The sequence below is a fragment of the Tahibacter caeni genome (assembly GCF_024609805.1).
GTDB lineage: Bacteria > Pseudomonadota > Gammaproteobacteria > Xanthomonadales > Rhodanobacteraceae > Tahibacter > Tahibacter caeni.
The window spans coordinates 17,631-33,809 of sequence record NZ_JANFVR010000016.1; the positions used below are offsets into that span (position 1 = coordinate 17,631).

30 protein-coding genes are annotated in these 16,179 nt (G+C 64.0%); all 30 read right to left on the reverse strand.

The window, feature by feature from the left end:
• Window positions 1-39 precede the first annotated feature (39 nt).
• A complete protein-coding gene (locus NON22_RS02785) occupies window positions 40-1,440 on the reverse strand; it encodes a class II 3-deoxy-7-phosphoheptulonate synthase (protein WP_257385379.1) in 1,401 nt (466 codons plus the stop codon).
• Between the two features lie 91 nt (window positions 1,441-1,531).
• On the reverse strand, window positions 1,532-2,053 hold the full coding sequence (locus tag NON22_RS02790) for a disulfide bond formation protein B (RefSeq protein ID WP_257385409.1): 522 nt from the start codon (window positions 2,051-2,053) through the stop codon (window positions 1,532-1,534).
• Window positions 2,054-2,273: 220 nt separating this feature from the next.
• The gene (gene rplQ, locus NON22_RS02795) at window positions 2,274-2,657 is read right to left on the reverse strand and encodes a 50S ribosomal protein L17 (RefSeq protein ID WP_257385380.1); all 384 of its coding nucleotides are present in this window, start codon (window positions 2,655-2,657) and stop codon (window positions 2,274-2,276) included.
• Between the two features lie 31 nt (window positions 2,658-2,688).
• A complete protein-coding gene (locus NON22_RS02800) occupies window positions 2,689-3,684 on the reverse strand; it encodes a DNA-directed RNA polymerase subunit alpha (RefSeq protein ID WP_255910617.1) in 996 nt (331 codons plus the stop codon).
• 18 nt (window positions 3,685-3,702) lie between these two features.
• Entirely contained in the window at window positions 3,703-4,329 is a 627-nt protein-coding gene (gene rpsD, locus NON22_RS02805) for a 30S ribosomal protein S4 (protein ID WP_257385381.1), read from the reverse strand.
• Window positions 4,330-4,340: 11 nt separating this feature from the next.
• A complete protein-coding gene (rpsK, locus tag NON22_RS02810; RefSeq protein WP_257385382.1) occupies window positions 4,341-4,733 on the reverse strand; it encodes a 30S ribosomal protein S11 in 393 nt (130 codons plus the stop codon).
• 18 nt (window positions 4,734-4,751) lie between these two features.
• Complete coding sequence (rpsM, locus tag NON22_RS02815) at window positions 4,752-5,108, reverse strand: 30S ribosomal protein S13 (RefSeq protein WP_257385386.1); 357 nt, start codon at window positions 5,106-5,108, stop codon at window positions 4,752-4,754.
• Window positions 5,109-5,245: 137 nt separating this feature from the next.
• Window positions 5,246-6,556: a preprotein translocase subunit SecY gene (gene secY / locus NON22_RS02820; RefSeq protein ID WP_257385387.1), complete on the reverse strand. Its 1,311-nt coding sequence runs from the start codon at window positions 6,554-6,556 to the stop codon at window positions 5,246-5,248.
• 4 nt (window positions 6,557-6,560) lie between these two features.
• On the reverse strand, window positions 6,561-6,995 hold the full coding sequence (rplO, locus tag NON22_RS02825; RefSeq protein ID WP_257385388.1) for a 50S ribosomal protein L15: 435 nt from the start codon (window positions 6,993-6,995) through the stop codon (window positions 6,561-6,563).
• A 25-nt stretch (window positions 6,996-7,020) separates the two neighbouring features.
• The gene (rpmD, locus tag NON22_RS02830) at window positions 7,021-7,218 is read right to left on the reverse strand and encodes a 50S ribosomal protein L30 (RefSeq protein WP_257385389.1); all 198 of its coding nucleotides are present in this window, start codon (window positions 7,216-7,218) and stop codon (window positions 7,021-7,023) included.
• Window positions 7,208-7,720, reverse strand: a complete 513-nt coding sequence (gene rpsE / locus NON22_RS02835; RefSeq protein ID WP_257385390.1) for a 30S ribosomal protein S5 — start codon at window positions 7,718-7,720, stop codon at window positions 7,208-7,210. The genes rpmD and rpsE overlap by 11 nt, the downstream gene beginning before the upstream one ends.
• Before the next feature lie 144 nt (window positions 7,721-7,864).
• The gene (rplR, locus tag NON22_RS02840) at window positions 7,865-8,218 is read right to left on the reverse strand and encodes a 50S ribosomal protein L18 (RefSeq protein WP_257385391.1); all 354 of its coding nucleotides are present in this window, start codon (window positions 8,216-8,218) and stop codon (window positions 7,865-7,867) included.
• A 60-nt stretch (window positions 8,219-8,278) separates the two neighbouring features.
• Window positions 8,279-8,806: a 50S ribosomal protein L6 gene (rplF, locus tag NON22_RS02845; RefSeq protein WP_257385392.1), complete on the reverse strand. Its 528-nt coding sequence runs from the start codon at window positions 8,804-8,806 to the stop codon at window positions 8,279-8,281.
• Between the two features lie 13 nt (window positions 8,807-8,819).
• Window positions 8,820-9,215: a 30S ribosomal protein S8 gene (gene rpsH / locus NON22_RS02850; protein ID WP_257385393.1), complete on the reverse strand. Its 396-nt coding sequence runs from the start codon at window positions 9,213-9,215 to the stop codon at window positions 8,820-8,822.
• Window positions 9,216-9,254: 39 nt separating this feature from the next.
• On the reverse strand, window positions 9,255-9,560 hold the full coding sequence (rpsN, locus tag NON22_RS02855) for a 30S ribosomal protein S14 (RefSeq protein WP_257385395.1): 306 nt from the start codon (window positions 9,558-9,560) through the stop codon (window positions 9,255-9,257).
• Window positions 9,561-9,577: 17 nt separating this feature from the next.
• Window positions 9,578-10,117, reverse strand: a complete 540-nt coding sequence (gene rplE / locus NON22_RS02860) for a 50S ribosomal protein L5 (protein ID WP_257385396.1) — start codon at window positions 10,115-10,117, stop codon at window positions 9,578-9,580.
• Between the two features lie 11 nt (window positions 10,118-10,128).
• Window positions 10,129-10,443, reverse strand: a complete 315-nt coding sequence (gene rplX / locus NON22_RS02865) for a 50S ribosomal protein L24 (RefSeq protein WP_257385397.1) — start codon at window positions 10,441-10,443, stop codon at window positions 10,129-10,131.
• A 13-nt stretch (window positions 10,444-10,456) separates the two neighbouring features.
• Window positions 10,457-10,825 (reverse strand): 50S ribosomal protein L14, encoded by a 369-nt coding sequence (gene rplN, locus NON22_RS02870; RefSeq protein ID WP_255910633.1) that lies wholly within the window; start codon window positions 10,823-10,825, stop codon window positions 10,457-10,459.
• Window positions 10,826-10,847: 22 nt separating this feature from the next.
• Window positions 10,848-11,111 carry a 30S ribosomal protein S17 gene (gene rpsQ, locus NON22_RS02875; RefSeq protein WP_257385399.1) on the reverse strand — a complete coding sequence of 88 codons (264 nt, stop codon included), beginning with the start codon at window positions 11,109-11,111 and terminating at the stop codon, window positions 10,848-10,850.
• 11 nt (window positions 11,112-11,122) lie between these two features.
• The gene (gene rpmC / locus NON22_RS02880; RefSeq protein WP_257385400.1) at window positions 11,123-11,308 is read right to left on the reverse strand and encodes a 50S ribosomal protein L29; all 186 of its coding nucleotides are present in this window, start codon (window positions 11,306-11,308) and stop codon (window positions 11,123-11,125) included.
• Window positions 11,308-11,721 (reverse strand): 50S ribosomal protein L16, encoded by a 414-nt coding sequence (gene rplP / locus NON22_RS02885; protein WP_257385401.1) that lies wholly within the window; start codon window positions 11,719-11,721, stop codon window positions 11,308-11,310. Before rplP ends, rpmC begins: the two co-directional genes overlap by 1 nt.
• A 2-nt stretch (window positions 11,722-11,723) precedes the next feature.
• Entirely contained in the window at window positions 11,724-12,431 is a 708-nt protein-coding gene (gene rpsC, locus NON22_RS02890) for a 30S ribosomal protein S3 (protein WP_257385402.1), read from the reverse strand.
• A 17-nt stretch (window positions 12,432-12,448) separates the two neighbouring features.
• Window positions 12,449-12,784, reverse strand: coding sequence for a 50S ribosomal protein L22 (gene rplV / locus NON22_RS02895; RefSeq protein ID WP_257385403.1), 336 nt, complete (start codon window positions 12,782-12,784; stop codon window positions 12,449-12,451).
• A gap of 11 nt (window positions 12,785-12,795) precedes the next feature.
• Window positions 12,796-13,074 (reverse strand): 30S ribosomal protein S19, encoded by a 279-nt coding sequence (gene rpsS / locus NON22_RS02900; RefSeq protein ID WP_257385404.1) that lies wholly within the window; start codon window positions 13,072-13,074, stop codon window positions 12,796-12,798.
• A 12-nt stretch (window positions 13,075-13,086) separates the two neighbouring features.
• Window positions 13,087-13,914 carry a 50S ribosomal protein L2 gene (gene rplB, locus NON22_RS02905; protein WP_257385405.1) on the reverse strand — a complete coding sequence of 276 codons (828 nt, stop codon included), beginning with the start codon at window positions 13,912-13,914 and terminating at the stop codon, window positions 13,087-13,089.
• 12 nt (window positions 13,915-13,926) lie between these two features.
• Window positions 13,927-14,217, reverse strand: a complete 291-nt coding sequence (gene rplW, locus NON22_RS02910; protein WP_257385406.1) for a 50S ribosomal protein L23 — start codon at window positions 14,215-14,217, stop codon at window positions 13,927-13,929.
• Entirely contained in the window at window positions 14,214-14,819 is a 606-nt protein-coding gene (rplD, locus tag NON22_RS02915) for a 50S ribosomal protein L4 (RefSeq protein ID WP_257385407.1), read from the reverse strand. Before rplD ends, rplW begins: the two co-directional genes overlap by 4 nt.
• An 11-nt stretch (window positions 14,820-14,830) precedes the next feature.
• Window positions 14,831-15,472 (reverse strand): 50S ribosomal protein L3, encoded by a 642-nt coding sequence (gene rplC / locus NON22_RS02920; RefSeq protein WP_257385408.1) that lies wholly within the window; start codon window positions 15,470-15,472, stop codon window positions 14,831-14,833.
• A gap of 33 nt (window positions 15,473-15,505) precedes the next feature.
• Window positions 15,506-15,817: a 30S ribosomal protein S10 gene (rpsJ, locus tag NON22_RS02925; RefSeq protein ID WP_255910649.1), complete on the reverse strand. Its 312-nt coding sequence runs from the start codon at window positions 15,815-15,817 to the stop codon at window positions 15,506-15,508.
• A 241-nt stretch (window positions 15,818-16,058) separates the two neighbouring features.
• Window positions 16,059-16,179, reverse strand: a 121-nt coding sequence (locus tag NON22_RS02930; RefSeq protein WP_484600497.1) for an EF-Tu C-terminal domain-related protein, incomplete at its 5' end; no start/stop codon positions are given.

A 16,179-nucleotide genomic window follows, 5' to 3' on the forward strand; every position in this document is an offset into this window, starting at 1 on the left:
CGTAGTTCGGAATACGCGCCGAAACGGCGCCCTTACGCTTCAGTTGCCGGTCGGCGTGACCGGCGCGCTCTGCGTCTGCTTGCGCACGATCAGCATTGCCATCTCGATGGACTGCTCATAGTTCAGGCGCGGATCGACGTTGGACTTGTAGGCGCGAGCCAGGTCGGTCTCGGTCAGATCGCGCGCGCCGCCGAGGCATTCAGTGACGTTCTCGCCGGTAAGTTCGAGATGCACGCCGCCGAGACGCGTACCGCAGGCCGCATGAATGTCGAAGGCGCGTTCGAGTTCGTTGCGGATGTTCTCGAAGCGGCGCGTCTTGACCCCCGACGACGTGGATTCGGTGTTGCCGTGCATAGGGTCGCAACTCCATAGCACGCGCGCGCCTTCGGCCTTGACCGCCTCGACCAGCGCGGGCAGGTGCTGCTCGATCTTCTCCGCGCCCATGCGATGCAGCAGGGTCAGGCGGCCGGGCTCGTTGTCCGGATTCAGGACCGCGACGAGGCGCTTGAGCTGGTCGGGCTTGACCGACGGACCGACCTTGACCGCGATCGGATTGCGGATGCCGCGGAAGTACTCGACGTGCGCGCCGTCGACGTCGGCCGTGCGCATGCCGATCCACGGGAAATGCGTGGACAGGTTGAACCAGCCCCACTGGCGCGGCACCTGTCGCGTCTGCGCCTGCTCGTAGTGCAGGACGAGCGCTTCGTGCGAAGTGTAGAAGTCCACGCGCGAGAAGCTGCCGATCGGTGCACCGTGCAGGGTTTCCATGAAGCGCAGCGAATCGCCGATGGATTCGACCATGCGCTGGTATTCGTTCTGCAGCGGCGAGTACTTGACCCACTCGAGGTCCCAGTATTCCGGGTGGTGCAGGTCGGCGAAGCCTCCGTCGATCAGCGCGCGCACGAAGTTCATCGTCAGCGCCGAATGCGAATGACCGTCGATCAGCCGCTGCGGATCGGGCCGACGCGCGGCGGCGGTGAAGTCGACCGCATTGACGATGTCGCCGCGGTAGCACGGCAGAGTCACGCCGCCGCGCGTCTCGGTGTCGGCCGAGCGCGGCTTGGCGTACTGGCCGGCGAAGCGGCCTACGCGCACGACCGGCAGCTTGAGGCCGTGCGTGAGCACGAGGCTCATCTGCAGCAGCACTTTCAGGCGATTGGAGATCAGCGCCGAGGAACAATCGTCGAAGCTTTCGGCGCAGTCGCCGCCCTGCAGCAGGAAGCGGCGCCCTTCCTGTGCTTCGGCGATCTGCTTGCGCAGCGCAATGACTTCCCAGGACGTCACGAGCGGCGGCAGGTTGCCGAGCTTGACCAGCGCACGTTCGAGCTCCGCAGCATCGGTATAGCTGGGCTGCTGGACCGCGGGACGAGTCTGCCAGGACGAGGGATTCCAGTCCTTGGCTTCGCGGACGGGATGGATCTGGCGCTCGATCTGACTCATGACACGGCCTTGCTGCAATGCGGAAATCGATCTTGCCACACAGCTGCAACGACGCAAGCGCATGAGCGCCGACGCCGCCGCATATGCCGATTTATCGTATGAAACCGTACGGCCGCGGCGGCTTGCGCCAGGCGGCGATCAGCGCGAACAGAGTCAAGCCGATGAACCAGATCACGCACCAGGCCGGCATCGACAGGCCGAGGAAGCTCCAGTCGACCTTCGCGCATTCGCCCGAACCCGTCAGCACGAGCTGCAGGGTCTTGGACAACGGGAAGGTCTCGAGCATGAAGTTCAGGCCGGGGCCGCAGGCCGGCACTTCGTCGGCGGGCAGGTGGGTCAGCCAGACGTGACGGCCGGCGATCAGCGCGCCGACGATGCCGCCGATCGCGACGAAGAATGCATAGAACTTGCGGCCGCCGCCGCGAGGACCGTGCAGCGCGCCGAGCAGGAAGAACACGCCCATGGCGAAGAAAGCGACGCGCTGCAGGATGCACAGCGGGCACGGGTCCTTGCCGAGCTGGAACTGAGCGAAGAAAGCATAGCCCAGCAGCGCAGCGACGCAGATCGCGCCGAACAGGTATTGGACGCGGAACGACCAGGCGAAAGGATTCAATTTCATGGAACGGCGGCTCTCCGGCAGAACGGGGACGTGCGGCGCAATACGCGAGTATCCGCCCAGACGCCGATAGACCGCCAGCGCCGCGACAAAGTGCCTGGCCTGCGACGTCGCGCCGCCCTGCTGAGGCGGAACGAACGGAATCGAGCGCGCAGACGCGAAAAAGCCCGGACCGTCGCCGGTCCGGGCTCTTGCGCAAAACGGTGAAGCGAAACGCTTACTCGGCCGCTTCGCTCGTCGCGACCGGACGGTCGACGAGTTCGACGTAGGCCATCGGCGCGTTGTCGCCGGCGCGGAAGCCGCACTTCAGGATGCGCAGGTAGCCGCCCTTGCGCTCGCGGTAGCGCGGACCCAGGTCGACGAACAGCTTGCCGACCGCAACCTTGTCGCGCAGGCGCGCGAACGCGAGGCGGCGATTGGCCACGCCGTCGGTCTTCGCCAGCGTGATCAGCGGCTCGGCGACGCGGCGCAGTTCCTTGGCCTTGGGCAGGGTGGTCTTGATCAGCTCGTGCTTGAACAGCGACGACGCCATGTTCTTGAACATGGCTTCGCGGTGGCTGCTGGTCCGGTTGAGCTTACGGCCCGATTTCATGTGACGCATGGTCGTGTTTCCTTCGTGATCCCGACGGGGATCAGCCCATCATGCCGTGGGTCAGACCCATCGGCGGCCAGTTCTCGAGCTTCATGCCGAGCGACAAGCCACGCGCACCCAGCACGTCCTTGATCTCGGTGAGCGACTTTTTGCCCAGGTTCGGCGTCTTGAGCAGCTCGACTTCGGTCTTCTGCACGAGATCGCCGATGTAGTAGATGCTCTCCGCCTTCAGACAGTTGGCCGAGCGCACGGTCAGTTCCAGATCGTCGATCGGACGCAGCAGAAGCGGATCGACGCCGCCCTTCTCGGCCTTCGTGTCGGCGCTTTCGCGACGCGTGAAGTCGCCGAACACCGAGAGCTGGTCCTGCACGATTTCCGCCGCCTTGCGCACGGCGTCTTCGGCATCGATCGTGCCGTTGGTCTCGACGTCGAGCACGAGCTTGTCCAGGTCGGTACGCTGCTCGACGCGCGCGGCGTCGACTTCGTAGGCGACGCGGCGCACTGGGCAGAACGACGCATCGAGCTGCAGACGGCCGATCGGACGCGTCTCCTCTTCCGGCAGACGACGCGCGGTAGCCGGCTGGTAGCCGACGCCGCGGACGATCTTCAGCCGCATGTTGAGCGCGATGTCCTTGGTCAGGTGGCAGATCACGTGGTCGGGATTCACGATCTCGACGTTGTGGTCGACCTTGATGTCGCCGGCCGTGACGACACCCTTACCCTTGCGGGACAGGCTCAGCGTCGCCTCGTCCTGACCGTGCATGCGGATAGCGACGTCCTTGAGGTTCAGCAGGACTTCGATGACGTCCTCCTGCAGGCCTTCCAGGGTCGTGTATTCGTGCAGCACGCCATCGATCTCGACTTCCGTGATGGCCGCGCCCGGAATGGACGACAGCAGCACGCGGCGCAGCGCATTGCCGAGCGTGTGGCCGAAACCGCGTTCCAGCGGCTCGACGATCACCTTGGCGCGATTGGCGCCGACGCGCTCCACGCCAATACCGCGGGCGCGCAGAACGGTGGTAGACGAATGGGCCATGTACCCGACTCTCCAGGATTACTTCGAATAAAGTTCGACGATCAGCGCTTCGTTGATGTCGGACGGCAGGTCCGCGCGCTCCGGCACCGACTTGAACAGGCCGCTGAACTTCTTCGCGTCGACTTCGACCCAGCTCGGCGCCAGATCCATCTCCTGCGAGAGGGTCAGCGCTTCCTGGATGCGCAGCTGGCCGCGCGAGTTCTCGGTAACGCTGATCTGATCGCCGGCCTTGACCTGGAACGAAGCCAGATTGACCTTCTTGCCGTTGACTTCGATCGCCTTGTGGGCGACGAGCTGGCGGGCCTGGGTGCGAGTGACCGCGAAGCCCATGCGATAGACGACGTTGTCGAGGCGCTGTTCGAGCATCTGCAGCAGCGATTCGCCGGTGTTGCCCTTCTTGCGCGACGCCTTCGCGTAATAGCTGCGGAACTGGCGCTCCAGCAGGCCGTAGATGCGCTTGACCTTCTGCTTCTCGCGCAGCTGCACCGCGTAGTCGGACAGCTTGCCCTTGCGGGCGGCGCCGTGCTGACCCGGCTTCTGCTCGAGCTTGCACTTGGAGTCGACCGCACGGGCCGGGCTCTTGAGGCTGAGGTCGGCGCCTTCGCGGCGCGCCAGCTTGCAGGTAGGACCGATATAACGTGCCATGTCGGAGCTCCTTACACGCGGCGACGCTTGGGCGGACGGCAGCCGTTATGCGGAATCGGCGTGACGTCAATGATGTTGGTGACCTTGTAGCCGAGGGCGTTCAGCGAACGCACGGCCGATTCGCGACCCGGGCCCGGGCCCTTGATGCGAACTTCCAGAGTCTTCAGGCCGTAGTCCAGCGCGGCGCGGCCGGCTTTTTCGGCGGCGACCTGCGCGGCGAACGGCGTGGACTTGCGCGAGCCGCGGAAGCCGGCGCCACCGGAGGTTGCCCAGGACAAAGCGTTGCCCTGGCGATCGGTGATGGTGATAACGGTGTTGTTGAAGGAGGCCTGCACGTGGACGATACCGTCCGTGACGACGCGCTTGACTTTCTTCTTGGTCTTGGCAGCTGCCGGCTTATTCATGAGTTCTGTCCGAATCCATTACTTCTTGATCGCGCGCCGCGGACCCTTGCGGGTGCGGGCGTTGGTGCGGGTACGCTGACCGCGCACCGGCAGGCCGCGACGATGGCGCAGACCGCGGTAGCAGCCCAGATCGATCAGGCGCTTGATGCTCATGCCCACTTCGCGGCGCAGATCGCCCTCGACCGTGTACTTGGCGATCTCATGGCGCAGCTTCTCGACTTCCGCCTCGGTCAAGTCCTTGATTTTGCCCGACGCCTTGACACCGGCAGCCTCGCAAACCTTCTTCGACCGCGAGCGGCCGATGCCGTAAATACTCTGCAAACCGACCCAGACATGCTTCTGGACCGGCAGGTTGACACCTGCAATGCGCGCCATGTAAATCTCTCCGAAACGGGCTTAAAGCGCAGTGAACTGAAAATTGTACCCTGGTTTGCGGGATTTGACAAATCCCGCCGCGGAGCAGTGCCCCGAGGTAACTCCTAGTGCCGCCATCCGGCGGGAAACCGCGCGGCTCAACGGCCGCGCAGGTTCGATTTCTTCAACAGACTGCCGTACTGGTGCGAGACCAGATGGGCCTGGACCTGCGCGGTGAAATCCATCACCACGACGACCACGATCAGCAGGGACGTGCCGCCGAAGTAGAACGGCACGTTCCAGGCGTTGCGCAGGATGTCCGGAATCAGACACACCGCGACGAGGTAGATCGCGCCGGCCGCGGTCAGGTGCGTCAGCACGCGGTCGATGTAGTCGGCCGTGGACTTGCCCGGACGGATGCCCGGGATCAGGGCGCCCTGCTTCTTCAGGTTGTCCGCCGTTTCCTGCGAGTTGAACACCAGCGCCGTGTAGAAGAACGCGAAGATCACGATCAGCACGGCGAACACGATCATGTAGATCGGCTGACCCGGGGTCAGACCGGCGGTCAGCATCTGCAGCCAGCGAACTTCGCCGGACTTGCTGAACCAGGTCGCCGCCGTGGCCGGGAACATGATCAGCGACGACGCGAAGATCGCCGGAATCACGCCGGACATGTTGAGCTTCAACGGCAGGTGCGAGCTCTGGTTCATGTAGGCCTTGGCACCGCCCATGCGCCGCGCGTAGTTCACCGTGATGCGGCGCTGGCCGCGTTCGACGAACACCACGAACGCGGTGACCAGCAGCACGATCGCGAGCACCGTGACGACCATCAGCGGGTTGAGCTGGCCTTCGCGCGCCATGTTCAGCGTATGCACGACCGCGCCCGGCAGGCCGGCGACGATACCGGCGAAGATCAGCAGCGAAATGCCGTTGCCGATGCCGCGCTCGGTGATCTGCTCGCCGAGCCACATCAGGAACATCGTGCCGGCGGTCAGGCCGACGACGGACGCGAAGATGAAGCCGGGACCCGGGTTGTAGACGACGCCCTGCTGGCCCGACAGCGCCACGGAAACGCCGAATGCCTGGAACGCCGCCAAGCCCACGGCGCCGATGCGCGTGTACTTGGTGATCGTACGACGGCCGGACTCGCCTTCCTTGCGCAGCTGCGCGAGGCTGGGAACCACGGTCGTGAAGAGTTGCACGATGATCGACGCGGAAATGTACGGCACCACGTTCAGCGCAAAAATCGAGAAGCGGCTGAGCGCGCCACCCGAGAACATGTTGAACATGTCGATGATGCCGCCCTGACTTTCCATCAGTCGGGTCATCGCTTCCGGGTTGACGCCCGGCACCGGAATGAAGGTGCCGAGCCGGTAGACGATCAACGCACCGATCACAAACAGGATGCGCTGCTTGATCTCGGCGAACTTGCCGAGCGAAGCGAGCGCATTGGCCTGGTTTGCTGCCATGGAATTACTCCGCGCTGCCGCCGGCTGCCTCGATCGCGGCCTTGGCGCCGGCGGTGACCGCCACGCCCTTGAGCTTGACCGCGCGCTTGATGTCGCCCTTCTTCACGATCTTGGCGTGCTTGGCGCGGGCCTCGACCAGGCCGGCGGCACGCAGCACGTCGAAATCGATCACGTCGACGTTGAGCGAGTCGAGCTTGTACAGCAGGACTTCGCTGACTTCGTGAGCGGTCTTGGAACGGAAACCGACCTTGGGCAGACGGCGCTGCAGCGGCATCTGGCCGCCTTCGAAGCCGGCCTTGACCTTGCCCTTGCCGGTGCGGGCGTACTGACCCTTGTGACCACGACCGGCCGTCTTGCCGAGACCGGAACCGATACCGCGACCGACGCGGACACGTTCCTTGCGGGCGCCGTCGGCGGGCTTGAGCGTATTGAGACGCATGATGTACTCCGAATTCCTAGAGAGCTCAGGCCTGGTTTTCCACGGCTACGAGGTAGTAGACCGTGTTGATGAGGCCGCGCACCTGCGGGCTGTCCTTCAGTTCGCGCACATCGTTGAGCTTGTTCAGGCCGAGGGCCTTCACGCTCAGGCGATGACGCGCCTGCACGCCGCGCAGGCCCTTGACCAGGCGCACGCGCACGGTCTTTTCAGTGTTATTCGCCATGACCAGTCACCTCAGCAACGCTCTTGCCACGCTTGGCGGCGATGCGATCCGGGGAGGCCATCGCGACCAGGCCCTTGATCGTCGCACGCACCAGATTGATCGGGTTGCGCGAACCCACGGCCTTGGCGAGAACGTTCTTCACGCCGACCACTTCGAGCACGGCACGCATCGCGCCGCCGGCGATCACGCCGGTACCGGCCGAGGCCGGCTGCATGTAGACGCGGGCCGCGCCGTGGTTCGCCTTCACGGCATGCCACAGGGTGCCTTCGTTGAGCTTGACCGCCGTCATGTTGCGGCGCGCACGCTCCATCGCCTTCTGGATGGCAACCGGCACTTCGCGCGCCTTGCCGTAACCGAAGCCGACTTTGCCGTCGCCGTCGCCGACGACGGTCAGCGCCGTGAAGCTCATCTGCCGACCGCCCTTGACCGTCTTGGCCACGCGGTTCACGGCGATCAGCTTCTCCAGCATGCCGTCGCTATTTTCACGTTCGTTAGAAGACATAGTGCACCTTGGTGGTCCCGCGGGGCGGGACACGTTGCTTACGGCCTGAGCCGCTTGGAGTTGTGGTTCGTTGCACCGTGCGGAGCGTGGACCGAACTGTGGACACGACAGCCGATCCCAAGTGCCCGCGCGCGGGTCTTTCGCTTAGAACTTGAGGCCGGCCTCGCGAGCCGCTTCGGCCAGAGCCTGGATGCGGCCGTGATACTTGAAGCCCGAACGGTCGAACGCGACCGACTCGACGCCGGCAGCCTTGGCGCGCTCGGCGACAGCCTTGCCGACGGCAGCCGCGGCAGCCTTGTTCTTCGTGCCCTTGAGACCCTCGGTCACCGAGTCCTGCAGGGTCGAAGCCGCCGCGATGACCTTGTCGCCCGACGGCGCGATGACCTGGGCGTAGATGTGCTGACCCGTGCGGTGCACGGTCAGGCGCGCGACCGCGAGGGTGCGGATGCGAGCGCGCGTCGACTTGGCGCGGCGCAGGCGGGACGTTTTCTTTTCCATCGTCGTTCTCCGAAGCTGAAGGGTATGGAGAAGCCCGGCGCGGAGCCGGGCTTTCACGCATTAGGCCTTCTTGGCTTCCTTCAGGGTGATCTTCTCGCCGGAATACCGCACGCCCTTGCCCTTGTAGGGCTCCGGCGGACGGAAACCGCGAATCTTGGCGGCAGCCTGACCGACGGCCTGCTTGTCCGCACCCTTGATCAGGATTTCGGTCTGGCTCGGCGTTTCCAGAGTGACGCCTTCCGGCGCCTGGAACAGAACCGGATGCGAGAAGCCGAGCGTCAGGCTCAGATCCTTGCCCTGCATCGCGGCGCGGTAACCGACGCCGACGAGCTCGAGCTTGCGGATGTAGCCGTCGCTGACGCCCTTGACCATGTTGTTGAGCACGGCACGCGCCGTGCCGGCCAGCTTGTCGTCGGCGATCGCGACGGGCTTGCAGGTCAGTTCACCGGCGTTGATGGCGATCTCGACGCCCGGGAAGGCAACCGACTTCAGCGAGCCCTTCGGACCCTTCACGGTGACGCCGTCGGCGCCCACCTGGCATTCGACGCCCTTCGGCAGGGCGATCGGCAGTTTTGCTACGCGGGACATTGGCTATCTCCTCTTAGGCGACCAGGCCGATGACTTCGCCGCCCAGGCCCTTGGCCCGTGCCTGCGCATCGGTCATGAGGCCGCTCGACGTCGAAACGATGGAGATGCCCAGGCCACCGAGCACCTTCGGCAGCTCGGCCTTGCCACGGTACACGCGCAGACCCGAACGCGAGACGCGTTCGAGACGTTCGATGACCGGCTTGCCCTCGTAGTACTTCAGGGCGATTTCGAGTTCCGGCTTGCCCTCGACGGCGTTGACCTGCGCGTCGCGGATGTAGCCCTCTTCCTTCAGCAGCTTGGCCAGGGCCAGCTTGATCTTGGAGCTCGGCATGCGCACCGTCGCCTTACCCGTGAGCTGGGCATTGCGAATGCGGGTGAACATGTCGGCGATGGGATCAGTCATGCTCATTGTTGAATCCTCGTGTTAGCACCGATATCCGCTGGATTCTTACCAGCTGGCCTTACGCAGACCGGGCACGTCGCCGCGCATGGTCGCCTCACGCAGCTTGTTGCGGCCGAGGCCGAACTTGCGGTAGACGCCGCGGCTGCGGCCGGTCAGTTCACAACGGTTGCGCTGACGCGATTCGCTGGAATCGCGCGGCAGCTTCTGCAGCTTGGCGGCCGCAGCCATCTTCTCTTCGTACGTCGCGGTCACGCTGCTGACGATCTTCTTGAGATCGGCGCGCTTGGCGGCGTGCTTCTTGGCCAGCTTCTCGCGCTTGAGCTCGCGATTCACCATGCAGGTCTTAGCCATTTCAGAATCCTCGCGAATCAGTTGCGGAACGGGAAGCTGAAGGCTTCCAGCAGGGCACGGGCTTCTTCGTCGGACTTCGCGGTGGTCGCGATCGAGATGTCCATGCCGCGCATTGCGTCGACCTGGTCGAAATCGATTTCCGGGAAGATGATCTGTTCCTTGATGCCCATGTTGTAATTGCCACGGCCGTCGAAGGCGCGGCCCGGGACGCCGCGGAAGTCGCGGACGCGCGGCAGCGCAATGTTGACCAGGCGATCGAGGAACTCGAACATGTGGGCGCGGCGCAGCGTGACCTTGCAGCCGATCGGCCAGCCTTCGCGGATCTTGAACGAGGCGACCGAAACGCGCGCCTTGGTCGTGACCGGCTTCTGGCCGGCGATCTTGCTCATGTCGTCCAGCGCGTTCTCAAGCACCTTCTTGTTGCCGACCGCTTCGCCCACGCCCATGTTCAGCGTGATCTTGGTCAGACGAGGCACCTGCATGACGTTGGCATAGCCGAAGCGCTGCATCAGCTTGGGCACGACGACATCTTTGTAGTGTTTTTCAAGGCGGGTCATTACGGCAATCCTCAAGCGTCAACCATTTCGCCGGACTTGCGGAACACACGCACCTTGCGGCCGTCCTCGAGGACTTTGTAGCCGACGCGTTCGCCCTTGCCCGTCGCCGGATTGACCAGCTGCACGTTGGAATTATGGATGGAGGCCTCGCGCTCGACGATGCCGCCCGGCTGGTTGGCCTGAGGATTCGGCTTCGTGTGGCGCTTGATCATGTTGAGGCCGGCGACGACGACGCGGTCGTCGGCGACGCGCAGCACTTCGCCCGTCTGGCCCTTGTTCTTGCCGGCGATCACGAGCACGCGATCACCCTTGCGAATACGATTCATGGCGTTGACCCCGTTACAGCACTTCGGGCGCGAGCGACACGATCTTCATGAACTTCTCACCGCGCAGTTCGCGCGTGACCGGTCCGAAGATGCGCGTGCCGATCGGCTCGAGCTTGTTGTTGAGCAGCACGGCGGCGTTGCCGTCGAAGCGGATCAGCGAACCGTCGGCACGACGCACGCCCTTCTTGGTGCGCACGACGACCGCGTCGTAGACCTCGCCCTTCTTCACCTTGCCACGGGGAATCGCGTCCTTGACCGTGACCTTGATGATGTCGCCGATCGCGGCGTAACGGCGCTTGGAACCGCCGAGCACCTTGATACACATCAGCTCGCGCGCGCCCGAGTTGTCGGCGGCGGCGAGATAGGTCTGCATCTGAATCATGGTTGGTTCTCCTCAGACCTTCTTACTGCGCGGCGCGGGCGACGATCTCGACCACGCGGAAGTTCTTGGTCTTGGACAGCGGCGCGCATTCCTGGATGCGGACGACGTCGCCTTCCTGACACTCGCTCTTCTCGTCGTGGGCGTGATACTTGGTCGAACGGCGGATGATCTTGCCGTACAGCTCGTGCTGCACCTGGCGTTCGACCAGCACGGTCACCGTCTTGTTCATCTTGTTGCTGACCACTCGCCCCTGGATGGTGCGGACGGCCTTCTGGTTGTCGGTCATGGCGTCGGTCCTTACTTCATCTGGCCGAGCAGCATCTTGACCGTCGCGATCTCGCGACGAACGCGCGAGATCTCATGCGTCTGGGTCAGCTGGCCGGAGCCTTTTTGCATGCGCAGCTTGAACTGCTCGTTGCGCAGCTCGCCGAGGTGGGCGGTGAGGTCCTGCGCGGACTTGGTACGAAGTTCTTTCAGTTCCATCACAGCACCGTCCGGGTCACGAATTGGGTCTTGACCGAGAGCTTGGCGGCGGCGAGGCGGAACGCTTCGCGTGCGGCGGCTTCATCGACGCCCTCGATTTCGTACAGCATGCGGCCCGGCTGGATCGGCGCGACCCAGTATTCGACATTGCCCTTACCGGCGCCCATGCGGACTTCGATGGGCTTCTTGGTGATCGGCTTGTCGGGGAACACGCGGATCCACAGCTTGCCGCCGCGCTTGACGAAACGGGTGATGCAGCGACGGGCGGCTTCGATCTGACGCGAGGTCAGCTGGCCGAACTCAGTCGACTTCAGACCGTATTCGCCGAAGCTGACCTTGTTCGCGACGAAGCTCAGGCCTTCGTTGCGGCCCTTGAATACCTTGCGGTACTTGGTACGCTTGGGTTGCAGCATGATCAGGCTCCTTGCTTCGGCGCGCGGCGCTGCGGACGCTCTTCGCTGGCCTCGGCCTTGGCAGCTTCAGCCGCCTGAGCGAGGTCGAAGATTTCGCCCTTGTAGACCCACACCTTGATGCCGATGATGCCGTAGGTGGTGGTCGCTTCCGCGAAGCCATAGTCGATGTCGGCGCGCAGGGTGTGCAGCGGCACACGGCCTTCGCGATACCACTCGGAACGGGCGATTTCCGCACCGTTGAGGCGGCCGGCGACGTTGACCTTGATGCCCAGCGCACCGATGCGCATCGCGTTCTGCACCGCGCGCTTCATCGCGCGACGGAACATGATGCGGCGCTCGAGCTGCTGCGCGATCGATTCGGCGACGAGCTGGGCGTCGAGCTCCGGCTTGCGCACTTCGGTCACGTTGATATGGGCAGGAACGCCCATGATCGTCGAGACTTCCTTGCGCAGCTTCTCGATGTCCTCGCCCTTCTTGCCGATCACGACGCCCGGGCGGGCGGTGTGGATCGTCACGCGCGCGGTCTTGGCCGGACGCTCGATGAGGATCTTGCTGATGCCGGCCTGCGCGAGCTTCTTCTTCAGAACGTCGCGCACCTTGAGGTCGGCGGCCAGGTAGCCAGCGAACTCGCGCTTGTTGGCATACCACTTGGAGTTCCACTCCTTGGCGATGCCAAGGCGGATACCGGTAGGATGAACTTTGTGACCCATCGTTCTAAGTCCTTCGCTTAGCTGCCGGTACCGACAACCACGGTGATGTGGCTGGTCCGCTTGATGATGCGCGTGCCGCGGCCCTTGGCGCGGGCGGCGAAACGCTTCAGGGTCGGGCCCTCGTCGACGAAGATCTTGGCGACCTTCAGCTCGTCGACGTCGGCGCCGTCGTTGTTCTCGGCGTTGGCGATAGCCGACAGCAGCACCTTCTTGACCAGGTGAGCGGCCTTCTTGTCGCTGAACGTCAGCAGGTTGGTGGCGCGGTCGACCGGCATGCCACGGACCTGATCAGCGACCAGGCGGACCTTCTGCGGCGAAATGCGCGCGCTGCGCAGGATTGCTTTGGTTTCCATCGCAGTGTCCTTTACTTCTTATCGGCTTTCTTGTCGCCGGAATGACCCTTGAACGTACGGGTCATGGCGAACTCGCCGAGCTTGTGGCCGACCATGTTTTCGTTGACCAGCACCGGGATGTGCGCCTTGCCGTTGTGGACGGCGATCGTGAGACCGACCATCTCCGGCAGGATCATCGAACGGCGCGACCAGGTCTTGATCGGGCGCTTGTTGTTGGCGGCAGCAGCGGCCTCCACCTTCTTTTGCAGGTGCAGGTCGATGAACGGGCCTTTCTTCAGTGAACGAGCCATGATAAGTACCTATCAGCCGCGACGATCGCGCACGATGAACTGGGAAGTGCGCTTGTTCTTGCGCGTCTTGTAACCCTTGGTCGGCATGCCCCACGGCGAAACCGGGTGCGGGTTACCCTGTCCGGCGCGGGCCTCACCACCACCGTGCGGATGGTCGACCGGGTTCATGGCCGCACCGCGGACGGTCGGACGAACACCGCGCCAACGCTGCGCACCGGCCTTGCCGATGTTCTCGAGGTTGTGCTCGGAATTGCCGACTTCGCCGAGCGTCGCGACGCAGTCGGCCGGAACCTTGCGCATCTCGCCCGAACGCAGACGCAGCGTGGCGTAACCGCCTTCGCGCGCGACGAGCTGGGCCGAGCCGCCGGCGGCGCGCGCGATCTGCGCACCCTTGCCCGGCTTCATCTCGATGCAGTGGACCGTCGAGCCCACCGGAATGTTGCGCAGCGGCAGCGCATTGCCGACCTTGATCGGCGCGTCGCGGCCAGCCATCAGCTGGTCGCCTTCCTTCACGCCCTTCGGGGCGATGATGTAGCGGCGCTCGCCGTCGGCGTAGCACAGCAGCGCGATGTGCGCGGTGCGGTTCGGGTCGTACTCGAGACGTTCGACGCGCGCCGGGATGCCTTCCTTGTCGCGCTTGAAGTCGATGATGCGGTAGTGCTGCTTGGAACCGCCGCCCTTGTGACGGGTGGTGATGCGGCCGTTGTTGTTGCGGCCGCCGGTCTTGTTCTGCGCTTCGGTCAGTGCGGCGTACGGCGAGCCCTTGTGCAGGCCCGGCGTGACCACGCGAACCATCGCGCGGCGTCCAGCAGAAGTCGGCTTGTAATCAATCAGTGCCATGGGTTTCCCACCTTAGGCCTTGGCCGTTACGTCGATGCTCTGACCCGCGGCGAGGCGGACATACGCCTTGCGCTGGTCGGAACGACGGCCCGAACGGAAACGGAAGGTCTTGGTCTTGCCCTTGGCATTGACCACATTGACCGCCTCGACAGTGACGCTGAACAGCTGCTCGATGGCGGCCTTCACGTCGGCTTTGGTCGCGGTCGACGCGACTTCGAACACGTACTGGTTGGACTCGGCGAGACGCGCGGTTTTTTCCGAAATACGCGGCGCGCGAATCACGTTCAGGAGACGCTCGTTCATGCCAGCCACTCCTCGATCTTCTTGACCGCATCGACCGTCACCACGACGTGATCGGCGCGCACGAGAGCGACCGGATTCAGCGCGTTGGTGTCGACGACTTCAAGCACCTTGTGGTTGTTGCGCGCGGCGAGATACAAGTTCTCGCTGACGTTCTCGCTGACGATGATGGTCTTGCCCGTGAACTCCAGCTCGCCGAGCTTGGCGACCAGGCCCTTGGTCTTGGGCGCGTCGACGTCGAATTCGGCCACGACCTTCAGGCGATCCTGACGGATCAGCTCGGACAGGATCGAGGCGAGTGCGCCGCGGAACATCTTCTTGTTGACCTTCTGCGAGAAGTCGCGCGGCTTGGCAGCGAACGCGACGCCGCCGCCGACGAAGATCGGAGCGCGGTAGTCGCCGTGACGGGCGCCGCCGCCCTTCTGCTTCTTGAACTTCTTGGTGGTGCCCGACACTTCCGAGCGCGACAGCTGCGCCTTGGTGCCTGCACGACCGGCATTGCGATAGGCCGTAACGACCTGGTGCACGAGGTCACCGCGGAATTCCTTGCCGAACACGGCGTCGGAAACGTTCAGCGGCGAGGCACCGATAACATTGAGTTCCATGGCGTCGCTCCTCAGGCCTTCGCAGCCGCGCGGATGATGACGTCGCCGCCGGTCGAACCCGGCACAGCGCCCTTCACGGCGATCAGATGGCGCTCGGTGTCGATCTGCACGACTTCGAGATTCATGGCCGAACGCGTGACGTTGCCCATGTGGCCGGACATCTTCTTGCCTGGGAACACGCGCCCCGGCGTCTGACGCTGACCGATGGAGCCCGGCGCGCGATGCGACAGCGAGTTACCGTGGGTGGCGTCGCCCATCGTGAAGTTCCAGCGCTTGATCGTGCCCTGGAAGCCCTTGCCCTTGCTGACGCCCTGCACGTCGACCAGCTGGCCGACCTTGAAGACCTCGTCGGCCTTCACTTCGCCGCCCACGTTGAAACCGCCGACTTCGGCGGCGTCGACGCGGAATTCCCAGAGACCGCGTCCGGCTTCGACCTTGGCCTTGGCGTAGTGGCCCGCAGCCGCCTTGTTCACCAGCGACGCGCGCTTGCTGCCGGCAGTGACCTGCACGGCGTTGTAACCGTCATTCTCGACCGTCTTGATCTGCGTGACGCGATTCGGCGTCGCTTCGATCAGGGTCACCGGAATCGAGCGACCGTCTTCGGTGAAGACTCGGCTCATGCCGCACTTGCGGCCAACCAATCCGATACTCATGTTCGTGTCCTGTTGCCTGTGCTACGCCCGAACTCAGTAAAGCTTGATCTGCACGTCCACGCCGGCGGCGAGGTCGAGCTTCATCAGGGCGTCCACGGTCTTGTCATTGGGATCGACGATATCCAGCACGCGCTTGTGGGTGCGGGTCTCGTACTGGTCACGCGCGTCCTTGTCGACGTGCGGCGACACCAGCACGGTGTAGCGTTCGATCTTGGTCGGCAGCGGAATGGGTCCGCGCACCTGAGCGCCGGTGCGCTTCGCAGTCTCCACGATTTCGCTCGCGGAGCGATCGATCAGGCGATGATCGAATGCCTTCAGTCGAATACGGATCTTTTGGTCCGCCATGGCCGAAATCCTTCAGTAAAAGAGCGACGGGAGGCGGCAACGTCATGTGCCGATCCCCAAAAAATCGGGCGAACCAGTAAACTGGTCCGCCCAGACATGAAAGTGTAGTACGCGCATAGACGCCCGTCAAGCGGGCTCGATACGCGACGACTCCGTGTCTGGCGAACACGAGGCACATCCTGTGCCTCTTTTCGCTGTAGGGGCCGCCCTGCTTCTGACAGGGCGGCAAATACTACTGATTTTACTTGAAGATCTTGGCGACGACGCCGGCGCCGACGGTGCGGCCGCCTTCGCGGATCGCGAAGCGCAGACCTTCTTCCATCGCGATCGGCGCGATCAGCGTGACCTTCATTTTGATGTTG

What these genes read in the sequence shown, in the direction of transcription:
- rplV (WP_257385403.1), bottom strand. Translation starts at nt 12,784, where the DNA reads ATGGAAACCAAAGCAATCCTGCGCAGCGCGCGCATTTCGCCGCAGAAG.
- rplF (WP_257385392.1), bottom strand. Translation starts at nt 8,806, where the DNA reads ATGTCCCGCGTAGCAAAACTGCCGATCGCCCTGCCGAAGGGCGTCGAA.
- rpsC (WP_257385402.1), bottom strand. Translation starts at nt 12,431, where the DNA reads ATGGGTCACAAAGTTCATCCTACCGGTATCCGCCTTGGCATCGCCAAG.
- rpsK (WP_257385382.1), bottom strand. Translation starts at nt 4,733, where the DNA reads ATGAATAAGCCGGCAGCTGCCAAGACCAAGAAGAAAGTCAAGCGCGTC.
- rpsJ (WP_255910649.1), bottom strand. Translation starts at nt 15,817, where the DNA reads ATGGCGGACCAAAAGATCCGTATTCGACTGAAGGCATTCGATCATCGC.
- rplE (WP_257385396.1), bottom strand. Translation starts at nt 10,117, where the DNA reads ATGACCCGCCTTGAAAAACACTACAAAGATGTCGTCGTGCCCAAGCTG.
- rplN (WP_255910633.1), bottom strand. Translation starts at nt 10,825, where the DNA reads ATGATTCAGATGCAGACCTATCTCGCCGCCGCCGACAACTCGGGCGCG.
- rplO (WP_257385388.1), bottom strand. Translation starts at nt 6,995, where the DNA reads ATGCGTCTCAATACGCTCAAGCCCGCCGACGGCGCCCGCAAGGAACGT.
- rpmC (WP_257385400.1), bottom strand. Translation starts at nt 11,308, where the DNA reads ATGGAACTGAAAGAACTTCGTACCAAGTCCGCGCAGGACCTCACCGCC.
- rplC (WP_257385408.1), bottom strand. Translation starts at nt 15,472, where the DNA reads ATGAGTATCGGATTGGTTGGCCGCAAGTGCGGCATGAGCCGAGTCTTC.
- rpmD (WP_257385389.1), bottom strand. Translation starts at nt 7,218, where the DNA reads ATGGCGAATAACACTGAAAAGACCGTGCGCGTGCGCCTGGTCAAGGGC.
- rpsN (WP_257385395.1), bottom strand. Translation starts at nt 9,560, where the DNA reads ATGGCTAAGACCTGCATGGTGAATCGCGAGCTCAAGCGCGAGAAGCTG.
- rpsM (WP_257385386.1), bottom strand. Translation starts at nt 5,108, where the DNA reads ATGGCGCGCATTGCAGGTGTCAACCTGCCGGTCCAGAAGCATGTCTGG.
- rpsD (WP_257385381.1), bottom strand. Translation starts at nt 4,329, where the DNA reads ATGGCACGTTATATCGGTCCTACCTGCAAGCTGGCGCGCCGCGAAGGC.
- rpsS (WP_257385404.1), bottom strand. Translation starts at nt 13,074, where the DNA reads ATGGCTCGTTCACTGAAGAAAGGCCCGTTCATCGACCTGCACCTGCAA.
- rplR (WP_257385391.1), bottom strand. Translation starts at nt 8,218, where the DNA reads ATGGAAAAGAAAACGTCCCGCCTGCGCCGCGCCAAGTCGACGCGCGCT.
- NON22_RS02785 (WP_257385379.1), bottom strand. Translation starts at nt 1,440, where the DNA reads ATGAGTCAGATCGAGCGCCAGATCCATCCCGTCCGCGAAGCCAAGGAC.
- rplP (WP_257385401.1), bottom strand. Translation starts at nt 11,721, where the DNA reads ATGCTGCAACCCAAGCGTACCAAGTACCGCAAGGTATTCAAGGGCCGC.
- NON22_RS02800 (WP_255910617.1), bottom strand. Translation starts at nt 3,684, where the DNA reads ATGGCCCATTCGTCTACCACCGTTCTGCGCGCCCGCGGTATTGGCGTG.
- rplX (WP_257385397.1), bottom strand. Translation starts at nt 10,443, where the DNA reads ATGAATCGTATTCGCAAGGGTGATCGCGTGCTCGTGATCGCCGGCAAG.
- rplD (WP_257385407.1), bottom strand. Translation starts at nt 14,819, where the DNA reads ATGGAACTCAATGTTATCGGTGCCTCGCCGCTGAACGTTTCCGACGCC.
- rplW (WP_257385406.1), bottom strand. Translation starts at nt 14,217, where the DNA reads ATGAACGAGCGTCTCCTGAACGTGATTCGCGCGCCGCGTATTTCGGAA.
- rpsE (WP_257385390.1), bottom strand. Translation starts at nt 7,720, where the DNA reads ATGTCTTCTAACGAACGTGAAAATAGCGACGGCATGCTGGAGAAGCTG.
- rpsQ (WP_257385399.1), bottom strand. Translation starts at nt 11,111, where the DNA reads ATGACCGACAACCAGAAGGCCGTCCGCACCATCCAGGGGCGAGTGGTC.
- rplQ (WP_257385380.1), bottom strand. Translation starts at nt 2,657, where the DNA reads ATGCGTCACATGAAATCGGGCCGTAAGCTCAACCGGACCAGCAGCCAC.
- rpsH (WP_257385393.1), bottom strand. Translation starts at nt 9,215, where the DNA reads ATGAGCATGACTGATCCCATCGCCGACATGTTCACCCGCATTCGCAAT.
- rplB (WP_257385405.1), bottom strand. Translation starts at nt 13,914, where the DNA reads ATGGCACTGATTGATTACAAGCCGACTTCTGCTGGACGCCGCGCGATG.
- secY (WP_257385387.1), bottom strand. Translation starts at nt 6,556, where the DNA reads ATGGCAGCAAACCAGGCCAATGCGCTCGCTTCGCTCGGCAAGTTCGCC.